The organism is Sphingobium chungbukense, assembly GCF_001005725.1.
Classification (GTDB): domain Bacteria; phylum Pseudomonadota; class Alphaproteobacteria; order Sphingomonadales; family Sphingomonadaceae; genus Sphingobium; species Sphingobium chungbukense.
The window spans coordinates 493256-514957 of record NZ_LBIC01000005.1 but is presented as its reverse complement, the minus strand read 5'-3'; the positions used below and the strand labels follow the sequence as shown (position 1 = coordinate 514957).

General features: G+C 62.2%; 17 protein-coding genes. 10 read left to right on the top strand and 7 right to left on the bottom strand.

Annotated features, from left to right (window positions below):
- The first annotated feature begins 76 nt into the window (after positions 1-76).
- The 5 genes from ligK (at position 77) to YP76_RS13270 (ending at position 6153) form a co-directional block, all read left to right on the top strand.
- On the top strand, positions 77-751 hold the full coding sequence (gene ligK / locus YP76_RS13290; RefSeq protein WP_046764041.1) for a 4-carboxy-4-hydroxy-2-oxoadipate aldolase/oxaloacetate decarboxylase: 675 nt from the start codon (positions 77-79) through the stop codon (positions 749-751).
- Complete coding sequence (locus YP76_RS13285; protein WP_046764040.1) at positions 744-1814, top strand: 4-oxalomesaconate tautomerase; 1071 nt, start codon at positions 744-746, stop codon at positions 1812-1814. Before ligK ends, YP76_RS13285 begins: the two co-directional genes overlap by 8 nt.
- Complete coding sequence (locus YP76_RS13280; RefSeq protein WP_046764039.1) at positions 1811-2698, top strand: amidohydrolase family protein; 888 nt, start codon at positions 1811-1813, stop codon at positions 2696-2698. The genes YP76_RS13285 and YP76_RS13280 overlap by 4 nt, the downstream gene beginning before the upstream one ends.
- Positions 2699-3035: 337 nt before the next feature.
- Entirely contained in the window at positions 3036-4637 is a 1602-nt protein-coding gene (locus YP76_RS13275) for a GMC family oxidoreductase (RefSeq protein ID WP_046764038.1), read from the top strand.
- Between the two features lie 25 nt (positions 4638-4662).
- Entirely contained in the window at positions 4663-6153 is a 1491-nt protein-coding gene (locus tag YP76_RS13270) for an aldehyde dehydrogenase family protein (RefSeq protein WP_198147486.1), read from the top strand.
- An 80-nt stretch (positions 6154-6233) separates the two neighbouring features.
- Here the strand turns inward: YP76_RS13270 and YP76_RS13265 are convergent, their stop codons facing one another.
- Positions 6234-7115: a helix-turn-helix domain-containing protein gene (locus YP76_RS13265; protein WP_046764036.1), complete on the bottom strand. Its 882-nt coding sequence runs from the start codon at positions 7113-7115 to the stop codon at positions 6234-6236.
- Positions 7116-7226: 111 nt separating this feature from the next.
- Here YP76_RS13265 and pobA point away from each other — a divergent pair, with 111 nt between their 5' ends.
- The gene (gene pobA, locus YP76_RS13260) at positions 7227-8396 is read left to right on the top strand and encodes a 4-hydroxybenzoate 3-monooxygenase (RefSeq protein WP_046764035.1); all 1170 of its coding nucleotides are present in this window, start codon (positions 7227-7229) and stop codon (positions 8394-8396) included.
- Between the two features lie 245 nt (positions 8397-8641).
- Here the strand turns inward: pobA and YP76_RS13255 are convergent, their stop codons facing one another.
- From YP76_RS13255 to YP76_RS13245, 3 genes are all read right to left on the bottom strand, one after another.
- A complete protein-coding gene (locus YP76_RS13255; RefSeq protein ID WP_084733147.1) occupies positions 8642-11128 on the bottom strand; it encodes a TonB-dependent receptor in 2487 nt (828 codons plus the stop codon).
- A gap of 202 nt (positions 11129-11330) precedes the next feature.
- Positions 11331-11840, bottom strand: a complete 510-nt coding sequence (locus YP76_RS13250) for a flavin reductase family protein (protein ID WP_046764033.1) — start codon at positions 11838-11840, stop codon at positions 11331-11333.
- A 47-nt stretch (positions 11841-11887) separates the two neighbouring features.
- Positions 11888-12859, bottom strand: coding sequence for a PDR/VanB family oxidoreductase (locus YP76_RS13245; RefSeq protein WP_046764142.1), 972 nt, complete (start codon positions 12857-12859; stop codon positions 11888-11890).
- Between the two features lie 312 nt (positions 12860-13171).
- On the opposite strand from YP76_RS13245, the gene YP76_RS13240 reads away from it, so the two are divergent.
- The 3 genes from YP76_RS13240 to YP76_RS13230 are packed head-to-tail and all read left to right on the top strand — an operon-like array spanning position 13172 to position 17174.
- The gene (locus YP76_RS13240; protein ID WP_197707480.1) at positions 13172-14371 is read left to right on the top strand and encodes an acyl-CoA dehydrogenase family protein; all 1200 of its coding nucleotides are present in this window, start codon (positions 13172-13174) and stop codon (positions 14369-14371) included.
- Positions 14372-14430: 59 nt separating this feature from the next.
- The gene (locus YP76_RS13235) at positions 14431-15546 is read left to right on the top strand and encodes a WD40/YVTN/BNR-like repeat-containing protein (protein ID WP_046764032.1); all 1116 of its coding nucleotides are present in this window, start codon (positions 14431-14433) and stop codon (positions 15544-15546) included.
- Between the two features lie 29 nt (positions 15547-15575).
- The gene (locus tag YP76_RS13230) at positions 15576-17174 is read left to right on the top strand and encodes a 4-hydroxyphenylacetate 3-hydroxylase N-terminal domain-containing protein (RefSeq protein WP_084733146.1); all 1599 of its coding nucleotides are present in this window, start codon (positions 15576-15578) and stop codon (positions 17172-17174) included.
- A 176-nt stretch (positions 17175-17350) separates the two neighbouring features.
- On the opposite strand, the gene YP76_RS13225 is transcribed toward YP76_RS13230, so the two are convergent.
- From YP76_RS13225 to YP76_RS13215, 3 genes are all read right to left on the bottom strand, one after another.
- Positions 17351-18439, bottom strand: a complete 1089-nt coding sequence (locus tag YP76_RS13225) for a lactonase family protein (protein ID WP_052757417.1) — start codon at positions 18437-18439, stop codon at positions 17351-17353.
- Positions 18440-18598: 159 nt separating this feature from the next.
- Positions 18599-19492, bottom strand: coding sequence for a VOC family protein (locus YP76_RS13220; RefSeq protein WP_046764031.1), 894 nt, complete (start codon positions 19490-19492; stop codon positions 18599-18601).
- Between the two features lie 322 nt (positions 19493-19814).
- A complete protein-coding gene (locus tag YP76_RS13215; RefSeq protein ID WP_046764030.1) occupies positions 19815-20603 on the bottom strand; it encodes a GntR family transcriptional regulator in 789 nt (262 codons plus the stop codon).
- A gap of 256 nt (positions 20604-20859) precedes the next feature.
- Here YP76_RS13215 and YP76_RS13210 point away from each other — a divergent pair, with 256 nt between their 5' ends.
- A complete protein-coding gene (locus YP76_RS13210; RefSeq protein ID WP_052757416.1) occupies positions 20860-21684 on the top strand; it encodes an alpha/beta fold hydrolase in 825 nt (274 codons plus the stop codon).
- Positions 21685-21702: the final 18 nt, after the last annotated feature.

Genomic DNA, 21702 nt, shown 5'->3' with positions numbered 1-21702 from the left:
TGCCGCATAGAACGGATTTGGCCGGAGCGCTCCCCTGCGTCATGGGAAATTGACTTTATTCCATGGGAGCAGGATCATGTCCGGCATCGTTGTCCAGAATATCGAACGGGCGAGCCTTTCCGTTGTCGACGGCCTTGCGAAATGCGGCGTCGCCACCGTACATGAGGCGCAGGGCCGCACGGGCCTGCTGGCCCCCACCATGCGCCCGATCTACACCGGCGCGAGGATCGCGGGCAGCGCGGTCACGATTTCGGCGCCTCCGGGTGACAACTGGATGGTCCATGTGGCGATCGAGCAACTGAAGGAAGGCGATGTCCTCCTGCTCGCGCCGACCAGTCCCTGCACCGATGGCTATTTCGGCGATCTTCTGGCGACCTCGGCGCAGGCACGCGGCTGCCGTGGCCTGATCATCGATGCCGGTGTACGCGACGTGCGGGATTTGAAGCAGATGAACTTCCCCGTCTGGTCGAAGGCCATCCACGCGCAGGGCACGATCAAGGCGACGCTGGGCAGCGTCAATATCCCGGTCGTCTGCGCCAATGCGCTGGTCAATCCCGGCGACGTGGTGATCGCGGACGATGACGGCGTGTGCGTCGTACCGCGCGCGAATGCTGCCGCGGTGCTGGAGAAGGCGCAGGCCCGTGAGGCCGCGGAGGAAGCCAAGCGCGTGCGTCTGGCTTCAGGGGAACTGGGCCTCGACATCTACAATATGCGCCCGCGCCTCGAGGAAATGGGACTGAAATATGTCTGATTCCGTCCCGCACGCCAGCGCCCGCGTCATGTGGATGCGCGGCGGCACGTCCAAGGGCGGCTATTTCCTGGGCGAAGACCTGCCAGCCGACGCGGCGGCGCGCGACGCCTTCCTGCTGCGCATCATGGGGTCGCCAGACCCGCGCCAGATCGACGGCATGGGCGGCGCCGACCCGCTGACCAGCAAGGTCGCCGTGGTCAGGAAATCGCAGCGGGAAGGCGTCGACGTCGACTATCTTTTTCTCCAGGTCTTCGTCGACCAGGCCATTGTCAGCGACGCGCAGAATTGCGGCAATATCCTGGCCGGAGTCGGCCCCTTCGCCATCGAACGCGGACTGGTCGCGGCACGGGACGGCGAAACCCGCGTCGCCATCTTCATGGAAAATACCGGGCAGATCGCCATTGCGACGGTCGAAACGCCCGGCGGCAGGGTTTGCTATGACGGGGAAGCGAAGATTGATGGCGTGCCCGGTTCCGCCGCGCCGATCCCATTGGAGTTCCGCGACACCGCCGGTTCGTCCTGCGGCGCGCTGCTCCCCACCGGCAATGCCTGCGACGAGGTGGAGGGCGTGCGCGTCACGCTGATCGACAATGGCATGCCCTGCGTCGTCATGAAGGCGCAGGATGTCGGGATCAGCGGCTATGAGGATCGCGAGACGCTGGACAATGACCTCGGCCTCAAGGCCCGGATCGAGGCGATCCGCCTCGCCGTGGGAGAACGGATGAACCTGGGCGACGTCAGGGAAAAGTCCGTCCCCAAGATGATGCTGGTCGCACCACCCAGGAATGGCGGAGCGGTCACGGTACGCAGCTTCATCCCGCATCGCGCCCACGCCTCGATCGGCGTGCTGGGCGCGGTCAGCGTCGCCACCGCCTGCCTGATCGACGGATCGCCCGCCGCCGAAGTGGCCAGCATTCCCCGCGGCCGCCGCAAGACCCTTTCGGTCGAGCATCCGACGGGCGAGACCACTTGCGTCATGGAACTGGATGAAAGCGGCGCGGTGACGAGTGCGGCCATGCTGCGCACGGCGCGCAAATTGATGGATGGAGAGGTTTTCGCATGAGTGCCCAAGACACCGCCCGCATCGTCTCCTGGCACGGCAATCCCTCTATCCCGACCTTTACCCCTCCGCCGGGCGCGGTCGACGCGCATTGCCATGTGTTCGGCCCCATGGCGCAGTTCCCCTTCAGCCCCAAGGCCAAATATCTTCCCGAAGACGCTGGCCCGGACATGCTGTTCGCGCTGCGCGACCGGCTGGGTTTCGCCCGCAACGTCATCGTTCAGGCCAGTTGCCATGGCACCGACAACAGCGCGACGCTGGACGCCATTGTGCGTTCCGACGGCAAGGCGCGCGGCGTTGCCGTGGTCGATCCCGCCATCACCGATGCGGAACTGGAAAAGCTGCACGAAGGCGGCATGCGCGGGGTGCGTTTCAATTTCCTGAAGCGGCTGGTCGACGACGCACCCAAGGACAAGTTCCTGGAAATCGCAAAACGCATCCAGCCGCTCGGCTGGCATGTCGTGGTCTATTTCGAAGCGGATATATTGGAGGAAATGCGTCCCTTCCTCGACGCCATCCCGACGCTGATCGTGATCGACCATATGGGCCGGCCCGACGTCAGCCAGGGTCCGGACGGCGCAGACATGCGGGCGTTCCGCAGGCTGCTCGACAGCCGCGATGACATCTGGACCAAGGTGACCTGTCCCGACCGGCTTGATCCCAACGGCGCGCCCTGGGACGATTTTGCGCGTTCGGTCGCGCCGCTGGTGGCGGACTATCCGGATCGCGTACTCTGGGGGACCGACTGGCCGCACCCGAACATGGAAAAGGCCATTCCCGACGATGGCGCGCTGGTCGACATGATCCCCCGCATCGCGCCGACCATCGAGTTGCAACGCAAGCTGCTTATCGACAATCCCATGCGCCTCTACTGGCCCGGCGAATAAAGATAATCGGGTGCTTCCACCATGAGGTGAGAAGCGCTCACCCCTGATCGGCAGAAACCGACAGACATCGCGGCGCTTCGCGACGGCCTGGGTTGTACCCGTTCCTTTCGATCCTTCCGAAAGGCGGATGCCCCATCGATGCGCCCCAGACCGGACGTTATTCCGCAGCACCGGCCTCATCCGCATTTTGGGTCGTGAAGCCCTATGACATTATGCGCGGCATGTTTTCGGCCTTTTCGCGCTCCATTGACAATGATGCTCCATCCCAGTAATTTTTCAGAATATCGTTCTGTTAAATAGAACAATCGCTTTCCTCGAAAGAGCTTCAGACTTGATCATGGAATTTGACTTCATCATCATCGGCGCGGGTTCGGCAGGTTCCGTGCTGGCCAATCGGCTGAGCGCCAATCCGGCGAACCGCGTTCTGTTGCTGGAGGCTGGCGGAGAGGCCAGCCACCCCTATGTGCAGATGCCCGTGGGCTTCCTCCAGGCGCTGCGGAATCCCAAGCTGACCTGGGGTTATGAATCCGAACCGCAGACCCATATCGGCGGCCGCCGGTTGCCGGTTCCGCGTGGCCGGATGCTGGGAGGGTCATCCTCCATCAACGGCATGGTCCATTTCCGTGGCCATCCGGCCGATTTCGACGAATGGGCGGCCCATGGCTGCACCGGCTGGAGCTATCAGGACGTCCTGCCCTATTTCAAACGGTCGGAGGACCATTGGAGCGGCGGCAATGAATGGCGCGGCAACGATGGGCCAATCCGGGTGGAGCCCGTCGACACGCGCAAGCTGATGGCGGAGGAAATCCGCGCATCGGCGGCCCTGTGCGGCTATGATTATAATCCGGATTATGACGGGGCCAGCAACGAGGGCTGTTCGGACGTTCAGGTGGCGCTGCGCAATGGCCGCCGCTGCGGATCGGCCCGTGCCTATCTCGATCCGGTGCGATCCCGGCCGAACCTCACCATCCTGACCGGGGCGCAGGTGCATCGCATCCTGTTCCAGGGCCGTCGCGCGTCGGGCGTCAGTTTCGAACGCGATGGCATGATACGAACCGCCAGCGCCAGCCATGAAGTCATTCTGAGCGCGGGCACCTATGGTTCGCCCCATCTGCTGATGCTGTCGGGTGTGGGGCCGGGTGCGCAACTTTCCGGACATGGTATCAATGTCGTGCACGATCTGGCGGGCATCGGTTCCAATCTTCAGGAACATGTCCGCCTCGCGCATCAATATGATGCCGAGCCGCCGCACAGCTTCGCGCGAGAATTGCGCTTCGATCGGGCGACGATTTCCTTCCTGCGCTGGTATCTGACCGGCACCGGAACCTTCGCCAACCAGATCGCATCGGCCTGTATTCTGGCGCGTTCGGAAGAAGGACTGGAACGCCCCGACCTCCAGATCATGGTCAGCCCTGTCCGCGTGGATGCCAATATCTGGTTCCCCGGCATCGCCAAGCCCAAGAAGGACTGCTTCTTCAATTCCATCTGCCTGCTGCGGCCCGCAAGCCGCGGAACGGTAACGCTGAAAAGCGCCGATCCGCGATCCGCGCCCCGCATCGAGTTCAACCTGCTGCAAAATGAGAATGACTGGACGACGCTGAAAAAAGGCCTCGCCATTTCGCGCAAAATCTATTCGGACGGGCCGATTGCCCGCTATCTGGAACGCGAAGTTCTGCCCGGCGCGGACAAGACCAGCGATGCCGATCTGGACGCGATGAAGGCGGAACTGACCGGCATCGTCCACCATCCGGTCGGCACCTGCACGATGGGCACCGACGCCCATGCCGTGGTCGACCCGCAATTGCGCGTCCGGGGCATTGACGGGCTGCGCGTGGCCGATGCGTCGATCATGCCCTTCCTGGTGGGGGCCAACACCAATGCCGCAGCCGTCATGATCGGCGAAAAGGCGTCGGACCTGATATTGGGTCGCGCCGCATAATTTCAGAATATTAGGAAAGAGGATGATGGAGAGCACGGGGAACGCGGCGATTTTCGAGCAGGCGCGGGCGCGCATCGCCCGTCCCTTCGGCCATTTCATCAATGGCTTATGGGAAGCGGGATCGGGCGAACCGATCGCTGTCGTCAATCCCGCGACCGAGCAGCCGATCGGCAGCATCGCCGCAGGCGGCGAAGCGGAAGTCGACCGGGCGGTCGCGGCTGCGCGCCAGCGGTTCGAAAGCGCCGAATGGACGCGCATGCCCGCCGCGGAACGGGAGAGGCTGCTGCTGCGTCTGGCCGACCTTGTCGAGCGGGACCACGATGAACTGGCCGCCATCGAGACGCTGGACAATGGCATGCCCTTCGCCCCTGCCCGCATGATGGCGGTGGGCTCCGCGATCAGCGCGATCCGCTATAATGCGGGCTGGGCACGCCGGATGACGGGGGAGGAAGCACCCGTTTCCGTGCCCGGACGCTGGCACGGCTATACCAGCCGCGAGCCGCTGGGCGTCGCGGCGCTGATCGTGCCGTGGAACGCGCCTTTCGCCATCACCTGCAACAAGGTGTCAGCGGCGCTGGCGGCGGGCTGCACGGTGGTGCTGAAACCCGCCGAACTGGCCCCCATGTCGGGCCTGCGCCTGGCCGAGCTGGTGCAGGAAGCGGGCTTTCCCGATGGCTGCCTCAATGTCGTCACTGGCCTTGGCGCACAGGCAGGCGCGGCGCTGGTGCGTCATCCGGGCGTGGACAAGATTTCGTTCACCGGCTCCACCGCGACCGGCCAGTCGATCCTGCGCGAAACCGCGGGCAGGCTGACGCGGGTTTCCCTGGAACTGGGCGGCAAGTCGGCGGTGCTGGTTTTCCCCGACGCCGATCTGGAAAAGGCCATCCCTGCCGTTGCCATGGGCATTTTCGGCAATAGCGGGCAGGTCTGCGCGGCGGGTTCCCGCCTGTTCCTGCATGACTCTGTCTTCGACCGCTTCGTCACCGGCCTGGTCGACTTTGCCGAAAAGCTGATGGTCGGCCCCGGCGACCAGCCCGGCGTCGCGCTGGGTCCGCTGATTTCGGCAGGGCAGAAGGAACGGGTCATGGGCTATATCGCCGCCGGCAAGGCCGAGGGCGCCCAGATCGCGACCGGGGGCAGCGCGCCGGACGAGCCGGGCTATTTCGTCAAGCCGACGATCTTCGTCGACACCCGCCCCGACATGCGGATCGTGCGGGAGGAGATTTTCGGCCCGGTCCTCTCAGTCATGCGCTTTTCCGACGACAATCTGGAAAATCTGGCGCGGCAGGCCAATGACAGCATCTATGGCCTGTCCGCCTATGTGTGGACCCGCGACCTTTCGACCGCCCATGCCATGGCGCGCTATCTGCGCGCCGGATCGGTCAAGGTGAACGGGTCCGGCATGGAATTCGCCCTGCCCTTCGGGGGCTTCAAGCAGTCGGGCATAGGGCGGGAAAATGGCCGCGAGGGGGTGGAAGCCTTTACCGAAAAGAAGTCGGTAATGATCGGCTGGTGATGGTGTGGACGGCATTATGGATGCCTCCGTGATCATCTCTTCCATGGGGCGGGACGCGCGCCTGCGTTCCCCCAACAATCTCATGAACCCGGCGCGGGGCCGTGCTCTGCACGCCAGTCTCGCGGCGGACGGTCGAGATGGCGAGCGAAGAAGCGCGAGAAATAGGCCGGATCGTCAAAGCCAACGGCATAGGCGATTTCCGCTATCGACAGGTTGGAATAGAGCAGCAGACGCCGCGCTTCCAGCAAAGCGCGTTCATCGACCATGGCGGCCGGCGACATGCCCGCGACATGAGAACAGGCCTGGCGCAGGGCAGTCTCGCTGACGCCCAGCGCCAGGGCATAGGCATCCACAGGTTCGCGCCGCCGAAAATGCAGTTCGATGCGTTCACGCAGACGCGCGACCAGACGCGCCTGCCTGCCGCCGGCTCTGGGTCCAGCCTCCGTCAGGGCAGCGTGGCGCAATGCCTGAACCATCAGGCCGAGTAGCAGAGCCTCGATGGCGCCCCGCTGGCCCGGCCCCGACCAGGCGAGTTCCTGTGCCAGGCGCTGGATATCCGCCTCCACTTCGCTCAGCTCTGCTGGCGGCAAAGGGACGGCGCGCGGGACGCGAAAAAGAGGCTGGAGGTCTTCATCGCGCTCCAGCAAATGCTGAAGGTAGCTGTCGGAAATCGTCATCACCCAACCGCGGGACTCCCGAAACCAGGTAAAACCATGAATGATGCCGCGAGGTACCAGCAGCAGGCAGGGCGCATCAAAGGAAAGGGTGTTGCCGTCCGCGCGCATCGTTCCCCCGCCCTGGGCAATCAGAATGATGTGGTTGAGGTCGCGATGCACATGCGGCTGAATCGTCCATTCGCTGGGTCGGGAACGATCGTCGAGGCTTTCCACATGGACAAAGCCGACTTCGACAGCACGCTGCGGTTCTCCATAAAGGTAGAAGGCGGGAACGGCTGCACTCATAGTGGGTAGAAAACCTGCTGGATCGTCCAAATCATTAGCGGGGATGGCCATGGTCTGCAAGCGGCATCCCCGCCACCATGCCGACATCGAGGAGCAGAGAGGAGATGGCCCATGAAAACGCAGATCGCCATTGTCGGCGCAGGCCCCGCGGGGCTCCTGCTGGGGCATTTGCTGCGGGCCGAGGGGCTGGAGGTCGTCATCGTCGAGCGGGCCACGGCCGACTATGTGCTCGGGCGTATTCGCGCCGGTGTTCTTGAACGCACCACGACCGACCTTATGGACCGGATCGGTCTTGGCGAACGGATGCACCGCGACGGGTTGCCTCATGGCGGCTTCCATCTGGCGGATGGTCAACGACTGATCCGGATCGACATAGCCGCGCTCACCGGCCGGCAAGTGATGGTCTATGGCCAGACGGAACTGACGCGCGACCTGATGGATGCAGCGCCCGAGCGCGGCCTGCCGATCATCTATGGTGCCAGGGACGTCGTACTTCATGATCTGGCAAGCGACGCGCCCTATCTTACCTTTGTCGAAGACGGTGCTCCGCGTCGCATAGACGCACAATTCATATGCGGCTGCGACGGGTTTCACGGCCCATCCCGCGCTGCCATCCCTCCCGCCGCGGCCCGCACCTATGAAAAAATCTATCCCTTCGGGTGGCTGGGCATTCTTGCCGATGTGCCCCCATGCGACGATGAACTGATCTACGCCAATCATGAGCGCGGCTTTGCGCTGGCATCGATGCGATCCGAAAAGCGAAGCCGCTATTATATTCAAGTGCCCCTCGACCAGAAGATCGAGGATTGGCCCGACGATCGGCTGTGGGACGAACTGGCCGTCCGTCTTGGACCGGAAGCAGGCGGCCGGATCACGCGCGGGCCTGCGCTGGAAAAGTCCATCGCTCCCCTTCGATCCTTCGTATTCGAGCCGATGCGCCACGGCCGGCTCCTATTGGCCGGCGACAGCGCCCACATCGTCCCGCCTACCGGGGCCAAGGGATTGAATCTGGCCGCTTCGGACGTCCATTATCTGTCCGAAGCGTTGACCGGCTACTTCCGTCGGGCGGACCCGGACGCGATCGCAGGCTATTCGGACCGGGCATTGGCACGGATATGGAAGGCGGAGCGCTTCTCCTGGCAGCTTACACGGCTCATGCATCGCTTCCCCGACAATGATGCGTTCGACCGGCGCATGCAACTGGCCGATCTCGACTATATCGCTTCCTCTCCCGCGGCGCAGACGACGATCGCGGAAAATTATGTGGGCTTGCCGCTTTAACCCGGCAGGCCGATGTCGGACCTGAGCGTGGGAGCATGATGCAAGCGGCAATCCATGTCCCTTCCCCGTCTGGACAGACGCAGAGCATGGAGCCGCCCCGCATCGGGAGCGACTCCATGCCCTAAATATTTCTTCTGTCCTTTTAGAGCGATTTCCAGTCAGATGGCATCATCTGACGGTTAAGAAATCGCGGCAAATAAAAGACTTGGAGCGGCCGATCTGATTCAATCAGATCGGAATCCGCTCTAGAATTTATACTTCAGTTCCACCGCGAACTCGCGCGGGCGACCGACGTCGAGGATTTCAAACCCCATCAGGAAGTCGTGCGTCCCGCCGGGGAGTCCCGGTGTCGCCTTGGTCGTCGGTCCGCCGGGATTGAAGCCGTTGGTGAAATAATATTCATTGGTGAGGTTCGTCCCGACCACCGCCAATGTCCATCCGGCATCCGCCTTCAATTCGATCCGTCCGTTGAGAATACCGTAAGATGGCAGGATCGACATGTTGGTCGGGTTGGGGAAGCTCGCCTGCTTGCTCTTGTACCCATAGTTCAGGTCGAAGGAGAGATCCCCGAAGTCCCCGAGATCATAGCTATAGTTCGCGCCCAGCGTGTAGGAATATTTGGGGCTGCGGAAATAGGGCGTCTGCGGCGTCAGTGCGGTTTTGCCGCTGAGACCGATCATGGCATCGTCATATTTGGCATCGACATAGCCAAAGCCCCCGCGCAACACCAATCCATCGACCGGCGCCGCCATGAGTTCGACTTCCACACCCTTTACCGTCGAATCCCCGTTGACGATATATTGCAGCGGCGGCGGTCCCATGTCGATCAGCTGGATCTGCTGATCCTTGTAATTGGTCTGGAAGAAGGTCGTGTTGAACCGCAGGCGATGGTTGAAGAATTCCGAGCGGAACCCGATTTCATAGGTCAGCAGATTTTCTTCCTGATATTCGCTGAGGCCGCAGAAGGGCAGCGGCGAAGTCGAGCAGGTGGTCTGCAGCGTGTCGTTGAAGCCGCCGCCCTTGAAGCCCTGCGCCACCGATGCATAGGTCATGATGTCGGGCGTCCACTTATAGTCGATGCTGACCTTGGGAGAGAAGTTGCTCCACTTGCCCTTGCGCGACTGCTGGGTCGGGGTCAGCACGCCGTTCACCAGGACACGGCCGCGCCCGTCGCGGAAGGTCGAGAAGTCCTTCTTGTCCTGTGTCCAGCGGATGCCGACCGTGGCGCTCAGCCGGTCCGTGATTTCAAAGGTGCCCTGGCTGTACGCAGCGATGCTCTTGGTCGTGATGAACTTGTTCTCGATGGCGCCAAGGCCGATCGTGCCCTCGGACGCGCTGTTGGCACCCGCGGTCGGATCGAAACGCCGGCGATAATTTGTCGCATCGTCCCAATAATAGAAGACACCTGCCTGCCATTTCAGCCGCTTGTCAAAGGCGGTTCCGATAGCCTGCAACTCCTGGGTGAAATATTCGATCTTGTTCTCGTCGACCTGCTGCATGAACGGGAGCGGCGTGCGGTCCCAATCCTGGAATATATATTGATCGGAATTGCGGTATCCGGAAATCGAATTCAGCGTAACGGTATCGGACAACTCATAGGACAGGCTGAGCGACAGGCCGGTACTGTCGAACTTGCTCACATCAGGCACGCCGCCATAGACGGTCTTCTTGCCGCCCTGGTTGTGGTAATAATCCATGTCGGACTGGATGCAGCCGAGGACGCTGCTGAGCGCCACAGGCGCCGCCAGCGTAGTGCCCTGCCCGCAATAATTGGACCGCGACACCGATGCCGGCATCAGCGCGCGCATCTGGTTCACCAGCGCGACGTTGACGGGAGGACCGCCGGGGACCTGCGCGCCGTACAGGCCCGCGGTGAAAATGTCGGATGCTGACCAGTTGGGGACGATCGTCGCCGAACCATTATCCTTCGACCTGATCGTATCCACGGAGAAATTGATGTCGAGCCGGTCGGTCGGGCGCGCCCGCAGTTGCAGGCGGCCGGTCTGCGAATTGATCGAACCCAGCCGGTTGCCGTCAACGATGCGCTTCACATAGCCGTCGCGGTCGTTGCTGGAGAAGGAGACGCGCGCGGCGAAGATGTCGCCCAGCGGCAGGTTCAGCACGCCCGAGAAGTCGCGGCGGTCATATGAGCCGATGACGGCGCGCACATTGCCTTCGATCTGGTCAGACGGCTTCTTCGTCACATAGCGGATGGCGCCGCCGGCCGTGTTGCGGCCGAACAACGTGCCCTGCGGCCCGCGCAGCACTTCGATACGCTCGATGTCGAGCAGGTCGAGCAAGGCGCCGTTCGGGCGCGCATAAAGCACGTCGTCGATATAGACGCCGACGGCGCTTTCCTGCGTCAGCGATCCCGACGGCGCGCCGCCGATGCCGCGAATGGCGAAGTTGGCGACAGAATTTCCCTGCCCCGACGTACCCCCGATGGTGACGTTGGGCACGAACGTGTCGAAGCCGTTGAGGCTGTCCACGCCCATCGACGCCAACTGCTCGCCGCCCACGGCGACGATGGAGATCGGCGCGTCCTGAAGGCGCTGCTCATAACGCTGTGCCGTGACGACGATGTCGCCCAGGCCAGTCTGCTCGGGCGCTTGAGCCACCTCCTGCGCTGCCGCCGGGGCCAGAATGCCCCCCAGCGCCAGCAGGGATGCCGATGAAACCGCGATCGACCGGAAGCCGCGCCGCACGCGCGCATGACAAGGATTAGGCAACATGGCTTTTCAGATCTCCTCCTTATGCGCAGGGTATGTAGCATCGGGACAAGAAATGCCCGCTGCCTGCTTTCCGGCGCAAGATTGTGTTGAACTTTTATCGGTATTTATACGAACAAACAGAGTGATTGACGTTTTGCGATCATATATTTTTAGAGCGACCTTGTGGCTTTGATGTTCATTTGTTCCCGTGAAACATTGAGATTCAAATCTTCTCTCCTACGCGGGCATAGGATCCGTCGATATAAAGCAAGGGATCGACATCCGTATTTCCAATCAGAACTTTCATGACTTCGCCGATAACGATATCGTGCGTCCCAAAAGTCATCCGACTTTTCTGCCGGCATAATATTGCCGCCTGCGCGCCGTCCAGCACGGGAATGCCGGCTTTCTCATCCCAACCGGGAATGGCGAACCGCTCACCGGGCACGGACCCGCCGCCGCAGGCCTGGGCGTGGACGATCTGGTCGGCGGCAAGGATGTTGATGCAGAAATTGCCCGCTGCCTCCAGAAAGCGGTGGATACGGGCATTCCGGTTGATACATACGAGCATGGAGGGCGGATCGAGCGTCAGCGACGTCACCGACGTTGCCGTCATCGCCGCACGCTCGCCGGCCGCATCCACTGCCGTCACGATGGAAACAGCGCTCGCCATACGGCGCATCGCCACCTTGAGCGACATCCCGACATCCGGTTCAAGCTGCGATTGAGACATTCACATCCTCCTCGTCCGGGACAACCGCCGACCGGCGGCATCCCCTGTTAGAGATCAAGGACCAGAACCGGGGTCTTCGCCCTGGAACAGCAGGCCGTCAGGCAATCGTTGCGGGCATGCTCCTCCGCGCTCAGCACGAAGTCCCGATGCTCAGGCTCGCCATCCAGCACGGACACGACGCACATGCCGCAAATCCCTTCCGAACAGGATACCGGCACCATCACCCCTTCGGCATCGAGTGCCTCGACGATGGACACGCCGGGCGCGACCTGCACATCCCTGCCGGCGCGGGCCAGCCGCACGGTGAAGGCGCTGTCCTGGCCGGCATCGATTTCCGGCGCGGCGAAGAATTCCCGGTGGAGCTGCGCCTCCGTCCAGCCGTTGGCCGCCGCCGTTTCCAGCACCCAGTTGATGAAACCGGCCGGGCCGCAGACATAAAGGGCATCGTCGGGGCCAGGAGCCTGAAGAACGGCCGCGAGATCCAGCTTCTGGCTGTCCGGCCCGTCATCATAATGCAATTGGCAGTGCGGACCCACCGCGCCTTCGCTGATGCGGCGCGCATAGGCCATGCGGTCAGCCGAGCGGGCGCAATAATGCATGGAAAATGGCTGTCCACGCCGTACGCATTCCTCCGCCATGGCAAGGATCGGCGTAATACCGATGCCACCGGCGAAGAGCAGAACCTTGCCCTTGCAGGATTTCAGCGGGAAATGATTGCGCGGCACACTGATATCAATCACTTGCCCGACCTGGAGAAGGTCGTGCACGGCCCTCGATCCACCGCGTGACTGTGGTTCCCGCAGCACCGCGACTTCATATTCCCCATCTTTCCCCGATGACGGACAGAGCGAATATTGACGTATCACGCCTTCGCCCAGGTGAAGGTCGATATGCGCGCCCGCTTCATGGGACGGCAGCGGGCCACTTCCCTCGCCGCGCAGCAGCACACTCACTATATCGTCGGCTTCCAGGCGCTTCTGCACGATGCGCGCCCGCACCAGGTCTTCGGCCTTTTGCACTTTCAAAGGCTCCTCTCAGTCAGTCCGATCTGTCAGCCGCCTCAGCCCAACCCCGCATGCCGGGATCAGAGTGGCGATCTTTCAACATTGTCGGACATCTTTTTCATCGAATATTCCGCGTCGCTGGTATTGTCAATCATTCAACGTCAAAATTTACCAACTCCGATTGGTGTCAGCGATTTAATGCCTGATTTCTCCTATTGACCGAAGAGATAAATGTCATAAGATTGTCGGACAACACAAAGTTACCAGCTTTCTAGGCGAGGAATTTCGATGGGAATCCATAAAGCGGAAATCATGAGGGATGCCAGATTGTCTGACATCGGTGACGGCCCTCCTCGGCTGGAGTCGACCGAGGAGGCGCTGGCGGCGGTCCGCGCGCTTCTGCCCCGTTTCGCCGAGTTTGCCCGGGACACCGACCAGAATCGCCGCGTTCCCGCAGAGTCGATCCGCGCGCTGGAGAATGCCGGGCTTTTCGGCATATTGACCCCGCGCGCCTTCGGCGGATCGGCGCTGGGATGGCGGGCTTTCTTTTCCGTGGTATCGGAAATCGGTTCGGTTTGCGGTTCGACGGCATGGGTCTATGGCGTAATGACCGGCCATAATCATATGCTCACGCGTTTTCCCGTCCATGTTCAGGAACGGATATTGGGAACGCCCGGATCGCATATCTCCGTGGTGTTCCGCCTGTCGGAACCGTGGAAGGCGACTCCGGCCAAGGACGGATATGTGCTGACCGGCGGCCAGGGGCGCTTTTGCAGCGGCGTCGACTATGCGAAATATGTGGGCGTCAACGCCGTCATCGACAGCGGTCCCAACGCGGGCCAGCTCGCCTTCTGCATGATCGACAAGGATCGGTTGGAACTGCTCGACGACTGGCATACGCTTGGCATGCGCGGCACGCAGAGCCGATCCATCGTCATCGACAACGTCTTCGTTTCGGATGAAATGACGGCGCTTGCCGTGGATCTTGGCGGTCCTGCCGTCGGTCCGGCGGCAGAGGAAGGCCCGGTCTTTTCCTGGCCCTATTTCGCGATCGCGCCCTATGCCATCGTGGGTGCCCCGCTCGGCGTCGCGCGCGGCGCGCTGACAACCGCTCTCACCGGCGTCAAGAAGCGCATCGCCGGATGGGATGATGAACTGCTGGCGACCATGGCCGCGCTCTATAGCCGCCTCTCGCACAGCGATCAGGACATCGCATCGGCGCACAGCCTGATCCTCGACGACCTCAAGACCGTCGACACGGTCGAATTTGCGGCGGTCGACCCTCTGGTCCTCGCCCGCTTCCGGCGCGATCTGGCGGCCGCGCCGCAACTGGCACGCTATGCCACCATCCGTCTGTTCGAGGGTAGCGGCGGCAGCGCCATCTATCAGAACGGCACGCTGGAGCGGATGCTGAGGGATGTGAATGCGGGTGCCGCCCATTATGCCTTCACCGACGATATCGCCGCGTCCAATTACGGCCGCGCGCTGCTCGGCCTGCCGCCCGCCAAATCGAACAATTTCGTCTGAGGACAACGATTCGCCGCAGGCCGCTTGCGGCCTGGCGCAACCCCATGTTGGAGCGATTCATGACCATTGCCTGCCTTTCCACCAACGGGTGGAACCATTTTCGGACCGACGTTCCTGTCACCGAGCTGTTCGTCGCAACCACCAGCGGTATTGCCTTGCTGCGACGGGAAGGCGACGGAAGCTGGACCCGCGTGCGGGACATGCTGTCCGGCAACCATATTTCCGCCATGACGGTGGAACCCGGCACCGGGCGCCTGCTTGCCGCGTGCATGCCCGGCAGCTTGATGGCTTCGGCCGACGGCGGGCAAAGCTGGGACGATCTGACGCCTGGCTGGAGGGAAGAAGGCGCCTATTCGGTGCGCTGCTACCCGCATGAGGGCGGCACGCGCATCTATGTCGGCACTCAGCCCGCGGGCCTGTATCGCAGCGACGATGGCGGGGCGAGCTGGGAAGACATTGCCAGCATCCGCACGGCGCCGATGCACGACCAGTGGCGCTTTCCCGCGCCGGGGCACCAGCCGCATCTGAAAACGCTTTATGTCGATCCCCGCGATGCCAATGTCATCTATGCCGGCGTCGAACAGGGCGCGCTGCTGAAAAGCACCGACGGCGGCAAGAGCTGGAACGACCTGGACGAATTCGTCGACTATGAGAATTTCGTCTACAAGGACATCCACCAGGTCCTGCTGCGCCCCGGCAATGCCGACGAAGTCTATATCACGACCGGCCTTGGCATCTATTGCAGCCACGATGCCGGATCGACCTGGGAACGGCTGACCGGGGACGATTTCCGCATCGGCTATCCCGACCAACTGCTTTTCGCACCAAATGACGACCAGCGCCTGTTCGTATCCGGCGGCTTTGCCATTCCCTATTATTGGGTGGAGGCGAAATCGGCCAGGGGGACGGTCATGATCTCCGAGGATGGCGGCAGGTCGTGGCGGGCGCCCCGCTCCGGCTTCCCGGAGGGCCGCAGCAATGTCGAGGCGATGTCCATGTGCGCCCATTCCGGGGGTTATGACATCTTTGCCGGCACGACCGACGGCGAAGTGCTGATAAGCAGCGATGGCGGTGAGAGCTGGCAGACGATCGCGCGCGAACTGGCGCCGATCAGCAAGCCGACGCACGACGTTCTGATCAACGGCCTCGCCTATGAAAACGACCTGCATCCTTGAGACATAATTCAAGATATTGGGAGAGAGAGATGAATTTGGAAAGCAGCGCCCAGGGCAATGACATGACCGACACAGACCCCCGTCCCGCCAACGCACCTGCCAAGCAGGCAAGCCGCCCGCCCACGGGCAAGGAATATCTGGAATCGCTCCAGGACGGCCGCGAAATCTGGATCTACGGCAAGCGCGTCAAGGACGTGACCACCGATCCCTGCTTCCGCAATTCCGCCCAGTCGGTCGCGCGCCTCTATGATGCGCTGCACGCGCCGGAGAGCAAGGACATACTGACCTGCCCCACCGACACCGGCAATGGCGGCTACACCCATGCCTTCTTCCGCGCGCCCAAGACGAGGGAAGACCTCGCCCATGCACGCGACGCCATCGAATATTGGCAGCGCATGGTCTATGGCTGGATGGGCCGCACCCCCGATTACAAGGCGTCGTTCACCGGCGTGTTCGGCGCCAATCCCGATCATTTCGCGCCCTTCGCCGATACCGCCCGCAACTGGTATGCCAGGGCGCAGAACGAGGTGCTGTTCCTGAACCACGCCATCGTCAATCCGCCGGTGGACCGCAACCGCCCGGTCGACGAAGTGGAGGACGTGTTCGTCCATGCGGTCAAGGAAACCGACGCGGGCATCGTCGTGCGCGGGGCGAAGGTCGTGGCGACCGGATCGGCCCTGACCCAGGCCAATTTCTGCGCCAGCAACCGCGGCACCCTGCGAAAGCGCGAATATGCGCTCGCCTTCTTCGCGCCGATGGACACGCCGGGTGTGAAGCTGATCTGCCGCCACAGCTACGAACTGGCGGCGGCGGCGACCGGCAGTCCGTTCGACTATCCGTTGTCGAGCCGACTCGATGAAAATGACGCCGTGCTCGTCTTCGACAACGCCTTCATTCCGTGGGAAAACGTCTTCTTCTACGGCGATGTCGAAAAGTCCGACAAGCTGATGCAGAATGCCCGCACCACCGGCCGCGTCGTCATCCAGGCCTTCACCCGCCTGAAGGTGAAGCTCGACTTCATCATCGGTCTGGTGATGAAGGCGTCGCGCATCGCCGGCACGCATGAAATGCGGACCAATCAGGTGCTGATCGGCGAGCTCATCATGTACCGCAACGTCATCAAGGGGTTGACGGACGCGATGATCGCCCATCCGGACGAACTGCATGGCGACTATATCACCTTCAACGAAACCTATGGCATGACGTTGCGCGGCCTTGGCCCGCACATCTACACCCGCATGCGCGACATCGTGCAGAAGGTCTCCAGCTCCAGCCTGATCTATCTGAACTCCAATTCTGTCGACTTCCAGAATGAGGAGCTGCGCCCCTATCTGGACGTCTATCTGCGCGGATCGGACGGCATCACGGCGGAGGAACGGTCCAAGACGATGAAGCTGTTGTGGGATTCGGTCAGCAGTGAATTCGGCGCCCGGCACGAGCTGTATGAACGCAACTATCTGGGCGGTCATGAGGATGTGCTGATGGGCCCGCTGTTCCGCGCGCTTGCCAATGGCGATGCCAAGCGGTTCGCGGACCTGACCGAACAGTGCATGGACGAATATGACATCAACGGCTGGAAGATGCCGGGTTTCTACAACGGCGACGACATCCGGGTCTTCGGCCGCTGACGGCTTGCCGGGGCTGCGATCCGCAGCCCCGGCGGCATCCTCTCCCGCCCAAGCGATCGGAACCGATCGCTGGTCAGGACATCGCGGCAGACAAAAGGCTTGGAGCGGCGATCTGATTCAATCAGATCGAAAACCGCTCTGGCGTAAGGACATCAGGCCCCAGGCCAGACGGAACATCAGCCGAAACCGGAATCGAACAGCACGATACAGGACGGATTGGGCACCTCGCACAGCACGCCCGCATAGGCGAGCGTGCCTGACGCGCCGTCCACCCGATAAAGCCCGATCTGCCCGCTCAACTGGTTCGCGACAAAGGCGAAGCGGCCATCGGGAGAGAGGCAGATGTTGCGCGGCACCCGGCCATGCACCAGCGCCTGCGAGGCATGGGCCAGCCGGCCCGTGACAGCGTCGATCGCCAGCACCGAAATGCAGTCCGCCCCGCGATTGGAGACATAGAGATGGCGGCCATCGGGCGAGACCATTATCTCGGCCGGCTGATTGCCCTCCGCCTGCGCCTCGTCGGCGACGGACAGCAGTGTCTGCTTGCAGATCAGGCTGCCGCTCTCCCCATCATAGGCAAAGACCGACAGCGTGCTGTCCAGCTCATTGGCGACATAGGCCGTCGCGCCATCGCGGGACCAGGCCATATGACGCGCGCCAGCGCCCGAATGCACCTGCGCGAAGGGCTGCGGGCCGGGCGGCAGGCCCATGCCCCGCGCATCCGTGCGATAGACGAAGATCCGGTCGAGCGCGAGGTCGCAGGCGAGCAGGCGTGCGCCGTCGCGATCGAAATAGGCGCTGTGAGGCCAGGGTTCGGCCTGGCGCGGCCGCGCGCCCCGTCCTTCATGGCGCGCGATCCTCAGCGGCCCGTCCGGTCGTCCGTCCGTGCCCAACCGGCACAGCGCGACTGTCGGCCCCAGCGGATTGGCGACCGCCAGCGACCGCCCGTCGGGCGCGACGCGGATATGGGCGCAGTTCGCGCCACCGGACGCGATCTTCCAGAGTGGTGCAAGCCCGCCGTCCGCCGCGATCGACCAGGCCGATATCGCCCCGGTGGTACGGTCGTCGATGTCCAATTGCCGCTCGGCCGCATAAAGGCGCCGCCCGGCTGCATCCAGAGCAAGATAGGAGGGGCTGAAGACATCCCGCGCGATCCCCACCGGCTTCGCCCGAAGCGCGTCGCCGTCGAAATCGAAGATGTAAAGACCTTCGGACGGCGCCCCGCCCATGAATCCATCGGTGAACGTGCCGACATAGATATGCATGAGCGCAAACCCTCCGCTCTTGGATCAAATGCTCAACCCGCAATCCCCATCCTCGTCTAGAGCATCGTGCGCAAAAGTGGGAACCGGTTTGGCGCTTAAAACGATGCGACAACAAAAACTTAGAGCGCGCGGTTTGCGTACGATTTAACGCAGCGCGCTCTAGGGATGCATCAGTTCATGTCCCCAGCGGCTGGGTGAATCATATTGTTTCGCCACCCAGCGTTCGGGATCGTCCACAATGTTGCCGCCGAAGCCGAATTCGACGCGAAAGCCGACCGGCGCCATCAGGTAGAAGGAATAGACATCGTCATTCGTGTGCTGGCCCAGCGTCTGCGACACGGCAAAGCCATGCTCCTTGAGCTTCGCATAGGCTTCGTCCACATATTCCCTGGCTGTCGCCTCGATCATGAAATGGTCGATCTGGCCGCTCTTCATTCCGAATATCTCGCCGCCCAGCGCGACACTGTGATGGCGCTTGTTGCAATGAAGGAAGAACAGGTCGGCCGCGTCCCAGGTGATGCGGTCGCTGAAGCCGAAGCCCAGAACGTCACGATAGAAATCGAGCGCGGCCAAATGGTCATGCGTGATCTGCACGACATGGCCCAGTCCGAACTTGCCCCGATCGGTGGAGCCGCAGACAAACCGCGTGGACAGCCGCTCATCGGTGCCGAACGGCCGGTCGACGAAAAATTCGACCGGGAAGCCGAAGGGATCGGTGAAACGCACCAGCGCGGCCGCGCTGCGCGCTTCGCAGGCAGCGGCATCGCCTTGCGTCACCTCAATCCCCCGCGCCCGCACGCGGGCGACGAGGGCGTCGAGCGCGGGCCCGTCGGCCACTTCCCAGCCCACCGCAGCGACCCGGTAGCCGCTTTCCAGACCGTCCTGCGGCCGCATGTCGATGCGAAAAGCGCGGCCGTCGAGCCGCACCCGGACCGATCCGTCCTCGCCGTCGACGACATCCGCGCCGATGACATGCTGGAACAGGGTGCGCATGTCCGCCATCGCCGCTGAGGGAAAATCGAACGCCAGATATCCGAGTTGGTCTACCTTCATATCTCTCTCCATGGATGCGCTGCGGGCACAGGTCCCCGGCACGCGCATGAAGCGCGTTCCGTCCGCAGCAATGGGACTCGGCCTTCCAGGGCCGATCGACATTCAGAAGAGGACGAGCCGAAAATGGTCGAAGCGAGGCACGCGACTCGCCTTGAGCACTTGCAGGCCGTCAGGGCTCAATGTCGATTGGACCTAGTGACCTGAATCTGAAGTTCGTCACATTGTTGGGCAGGCGTTGAACGAACTTCAGATTCATCAGGGTCACTAGCAAATATATGATTCTAGTGTGGTTTATGGATTTGAAATACGCTCCCCACACACCCTAGGCCACCTTGGTGCGGGGTCGGCGGGCCTTGGCCGGTGCGCCCTCCCCCTCCCCATCTTTCTTGCCTGCCCGGCCCTTCTTGCGGGCGGGAGGATTGAAAATGGCGTCGAACTGTTCGGTAGGCATACGCTGGATACGGCTGTTCACCAGCCGAATGTGGCGCGTGGCAAGCTCTGCCGCCAGCTCCGTGTCGCCGTCCAGAATCGCGTGCAATATGTCCCGGGTCTGCGCCGTGGTTTCCAGTATCTCGTCCCTGTTCAGCGATTCGATGAAGCGTATGCGGTAGCGGGAACGGCGCAGGCGGCGCCATTCGGCGGGCAGGATCGAATTGCCCGACAGGTCCATGATGGTCGAATGGTAGAGCGTATCATTTTCCACCATGCCGTCGGACGTGGGCGCCTCTTCCAGTTGACGGCAATGCTCCAGTACCTCATGCACCCGCTCACGCGCGCCTTCCTCATTGATGCGCCCGGCCGACCGCTGCGCCGCATAGGCTTCGAACAACCCGCGCACATCCAGGAAATCGGCCATATCCTTGCGGCTGATCGCCCGCACCACGGCACCCTTGTAGATCTCCAGCACCACCAGCCCGTCGGCGGCCAGCCGGCTCAACGCTTCGCGCGCCGCGCCGCGGCTAACGCCGAACTCCTCGACGATCCGCGCTTCGGTGATGCGTTCCAGCGCGCCATATTCGGCTGAAGCGATCCGCTCGGCGATGGCGTCATAGGCCATGTCCGCTACCGTCTTGCGAATGTCGCCGTCTTCGTTCGCTGGATTCTGAGACAAGTCTTCCTCTTTCCTGTTCCGGGCGTACCGAGCTGCCGCCTCCTCATGAGCATCTTGCAGAAGCGGCCGCAGGTGCCGATCCCGCCTAAGCCATATCGTGTCACAACATTGTTTGACAAGATCGACAGAGCTGCAACCGCAAAAAATTCACAAATGCTCCACAATCACGCATTTCCCACGTCGGGCATCGGTTGACAAGACAAGATTGTCGAACAATAAGAGGAAAAATTATCAGACAATGATGGAGAGGGCTCGGATGAGCGACGTGCAAAGCCAGTTCGTCAAAACACTTGGATATTCAACTCATTATATCGAAATGGGCACGGGCCGCCCGCTCCTGCTGGTTCATGGCGGCGGCGCCGGCGCCGACGCGCGTGGCAATTGGGAGCATCTGTGCATGCCCCTTCTTGCCCACAATTATCGGACGATCGCTTATGACATGGTCGGCTTTGGCCATACGGACGCTCCTTCGCCCGACGATTTCGCCTACACTCCCGAAGCGCGCGTCGAGCAGCTGATCGCCTTCATCGAGGCGCTGGAGCTTGGCCCGGTGGACATCGTCGGCAATTCGATGGGCGGGCGCACCTCGCTCGCCGTCGCCATTGCCCGCCCCGACCTTATCGGCAATCTCGTGCTGATGGGCAGCGCCGGACTCGACCGCTCGATGGGCGGCGTCCTGCGCGCGCTCACCGAATATGATTTCACCTTCAACGGCATGAAGCGAATCGTCGAGGCGCTGACCCACGACGGCTTCCCGCAGGATGACAGGCTGATTCAGTATCGGCTCGACCTCTCCCTCCAGCCCGCGCAGCGCCAGGCTTTCGGCGCCACCATGAAAATCCTCAAGGAACGCGGCGGCCTGTGGATAGAAGATGAGGAGATCGCCAGGGTCAAGCATCGCACGCTGGTCGTCAACGGGAAGGATGACAAGGTCGTCCCCGTATCCATGGGCTATCGCTACCTTGAGCTGCTGGAAAACTCGACCGGCTTCATCATGCCGCATTGCGGCCATTGGGCGATGATCGAGCATCCCGACAAGTTCGCCCATGTCGTCCACGAATTTCTTCAGAACCGCTTCTGAACCCGGACCTAATATTCA

Coding starts and splice junctions, on each gene's coding strand:
- ligK (WP_046764041.1), top strand. CDS start 77: ATGTCCGGCATCGTTGTCCAGAATATCGAACGGGCGAGCCTTTCCGTT.
- YP76_RS13285 (WP_046764040.1), top strand. CDS start 744: ATGTCTGATTCCGTCCCGCACGCCAGCGCCCGCGTCATGTGGATGCGC.
- YP76_RS13280 (WP_046764039.1), top strand. CDS start 1,811: ATGAGTGCCCAAGACACCGCCCGCATCGTCTCCTGGCACGGCAATCCC.
- YP76_RS13275 (WP_046764038.1), top strand. CDS start 3,036: ATGGAATTTGACTTCATCATCATCGGCGCGGGTTCGGCAGGTTCCGTG.
- YP76_RS13270 (WP_198147486.1), top strand. CDS start 4,663: ATGGAGAGCACGGGGAACGCGGCGATTTTCGAGCAGGCGCGGGCGCGC.
- YP76_RS13265 (WP_046764036.1), bottom strand. CDS start 7,115: ATGAGTGCAGCCGTTCCCGCCTTCTACCTTTATGGAGAACCGCAGCGT.
- pobA (WP_046764035.1), top strand. CDS start 7,227: ATGAAAACGCAGATCGCCATTGTCGGCGCAGGCCCCGCGGGGCTCCTG.
- YP76_RS13255 (WP_084733147.1), bottom strand. CDS start 11,128: ATGTTGCCTAATCCTTGTCATGCGCGCGTGCGGCGCGGCTTCCGGTCG.
- YP76_RS13250 (WP_046764033.1), bottom strand. CDS start 11,840: ATGTCTCAATCGCAGCTTGAACCGGATGTCGGGATGTCGCTCAAGGTG.
- YP76_RS13235 (WP_046764032.1), top strand. CDS start 14,431: ATGACCATTGCCTGCCTTTCCACCAACGGGTGGAACCATTTTCGGACC.
- YP76_RS13230 (WP_084733146.1), top strand. CDS start 15,576: ATGAATTTGGAAAGCAGCGCCCAGGGCAATGACATGACCGACACAGAC.
- YP76_RS13225 (WP_052757417.1), bottom strand. CDS start 18,439: ATGCATATCTATGTCGGCACGTTCACCGATGGATTCATGGGCGGGGCG.
- YP76_RS13220 (WP_046764031.1), bottom strand. CDS start 19,492: ATGAAGGTAGACCAACTCGGATATCTGGCGTTCGATTTTCCCTCAGCG.
- YP76_RS13210 (WP_052757416.1), top strand. CDS start 20,860: ATGAGCGACGTGCAAAGCCAGTTCGTCAAAACACTTGGATATTCAACT.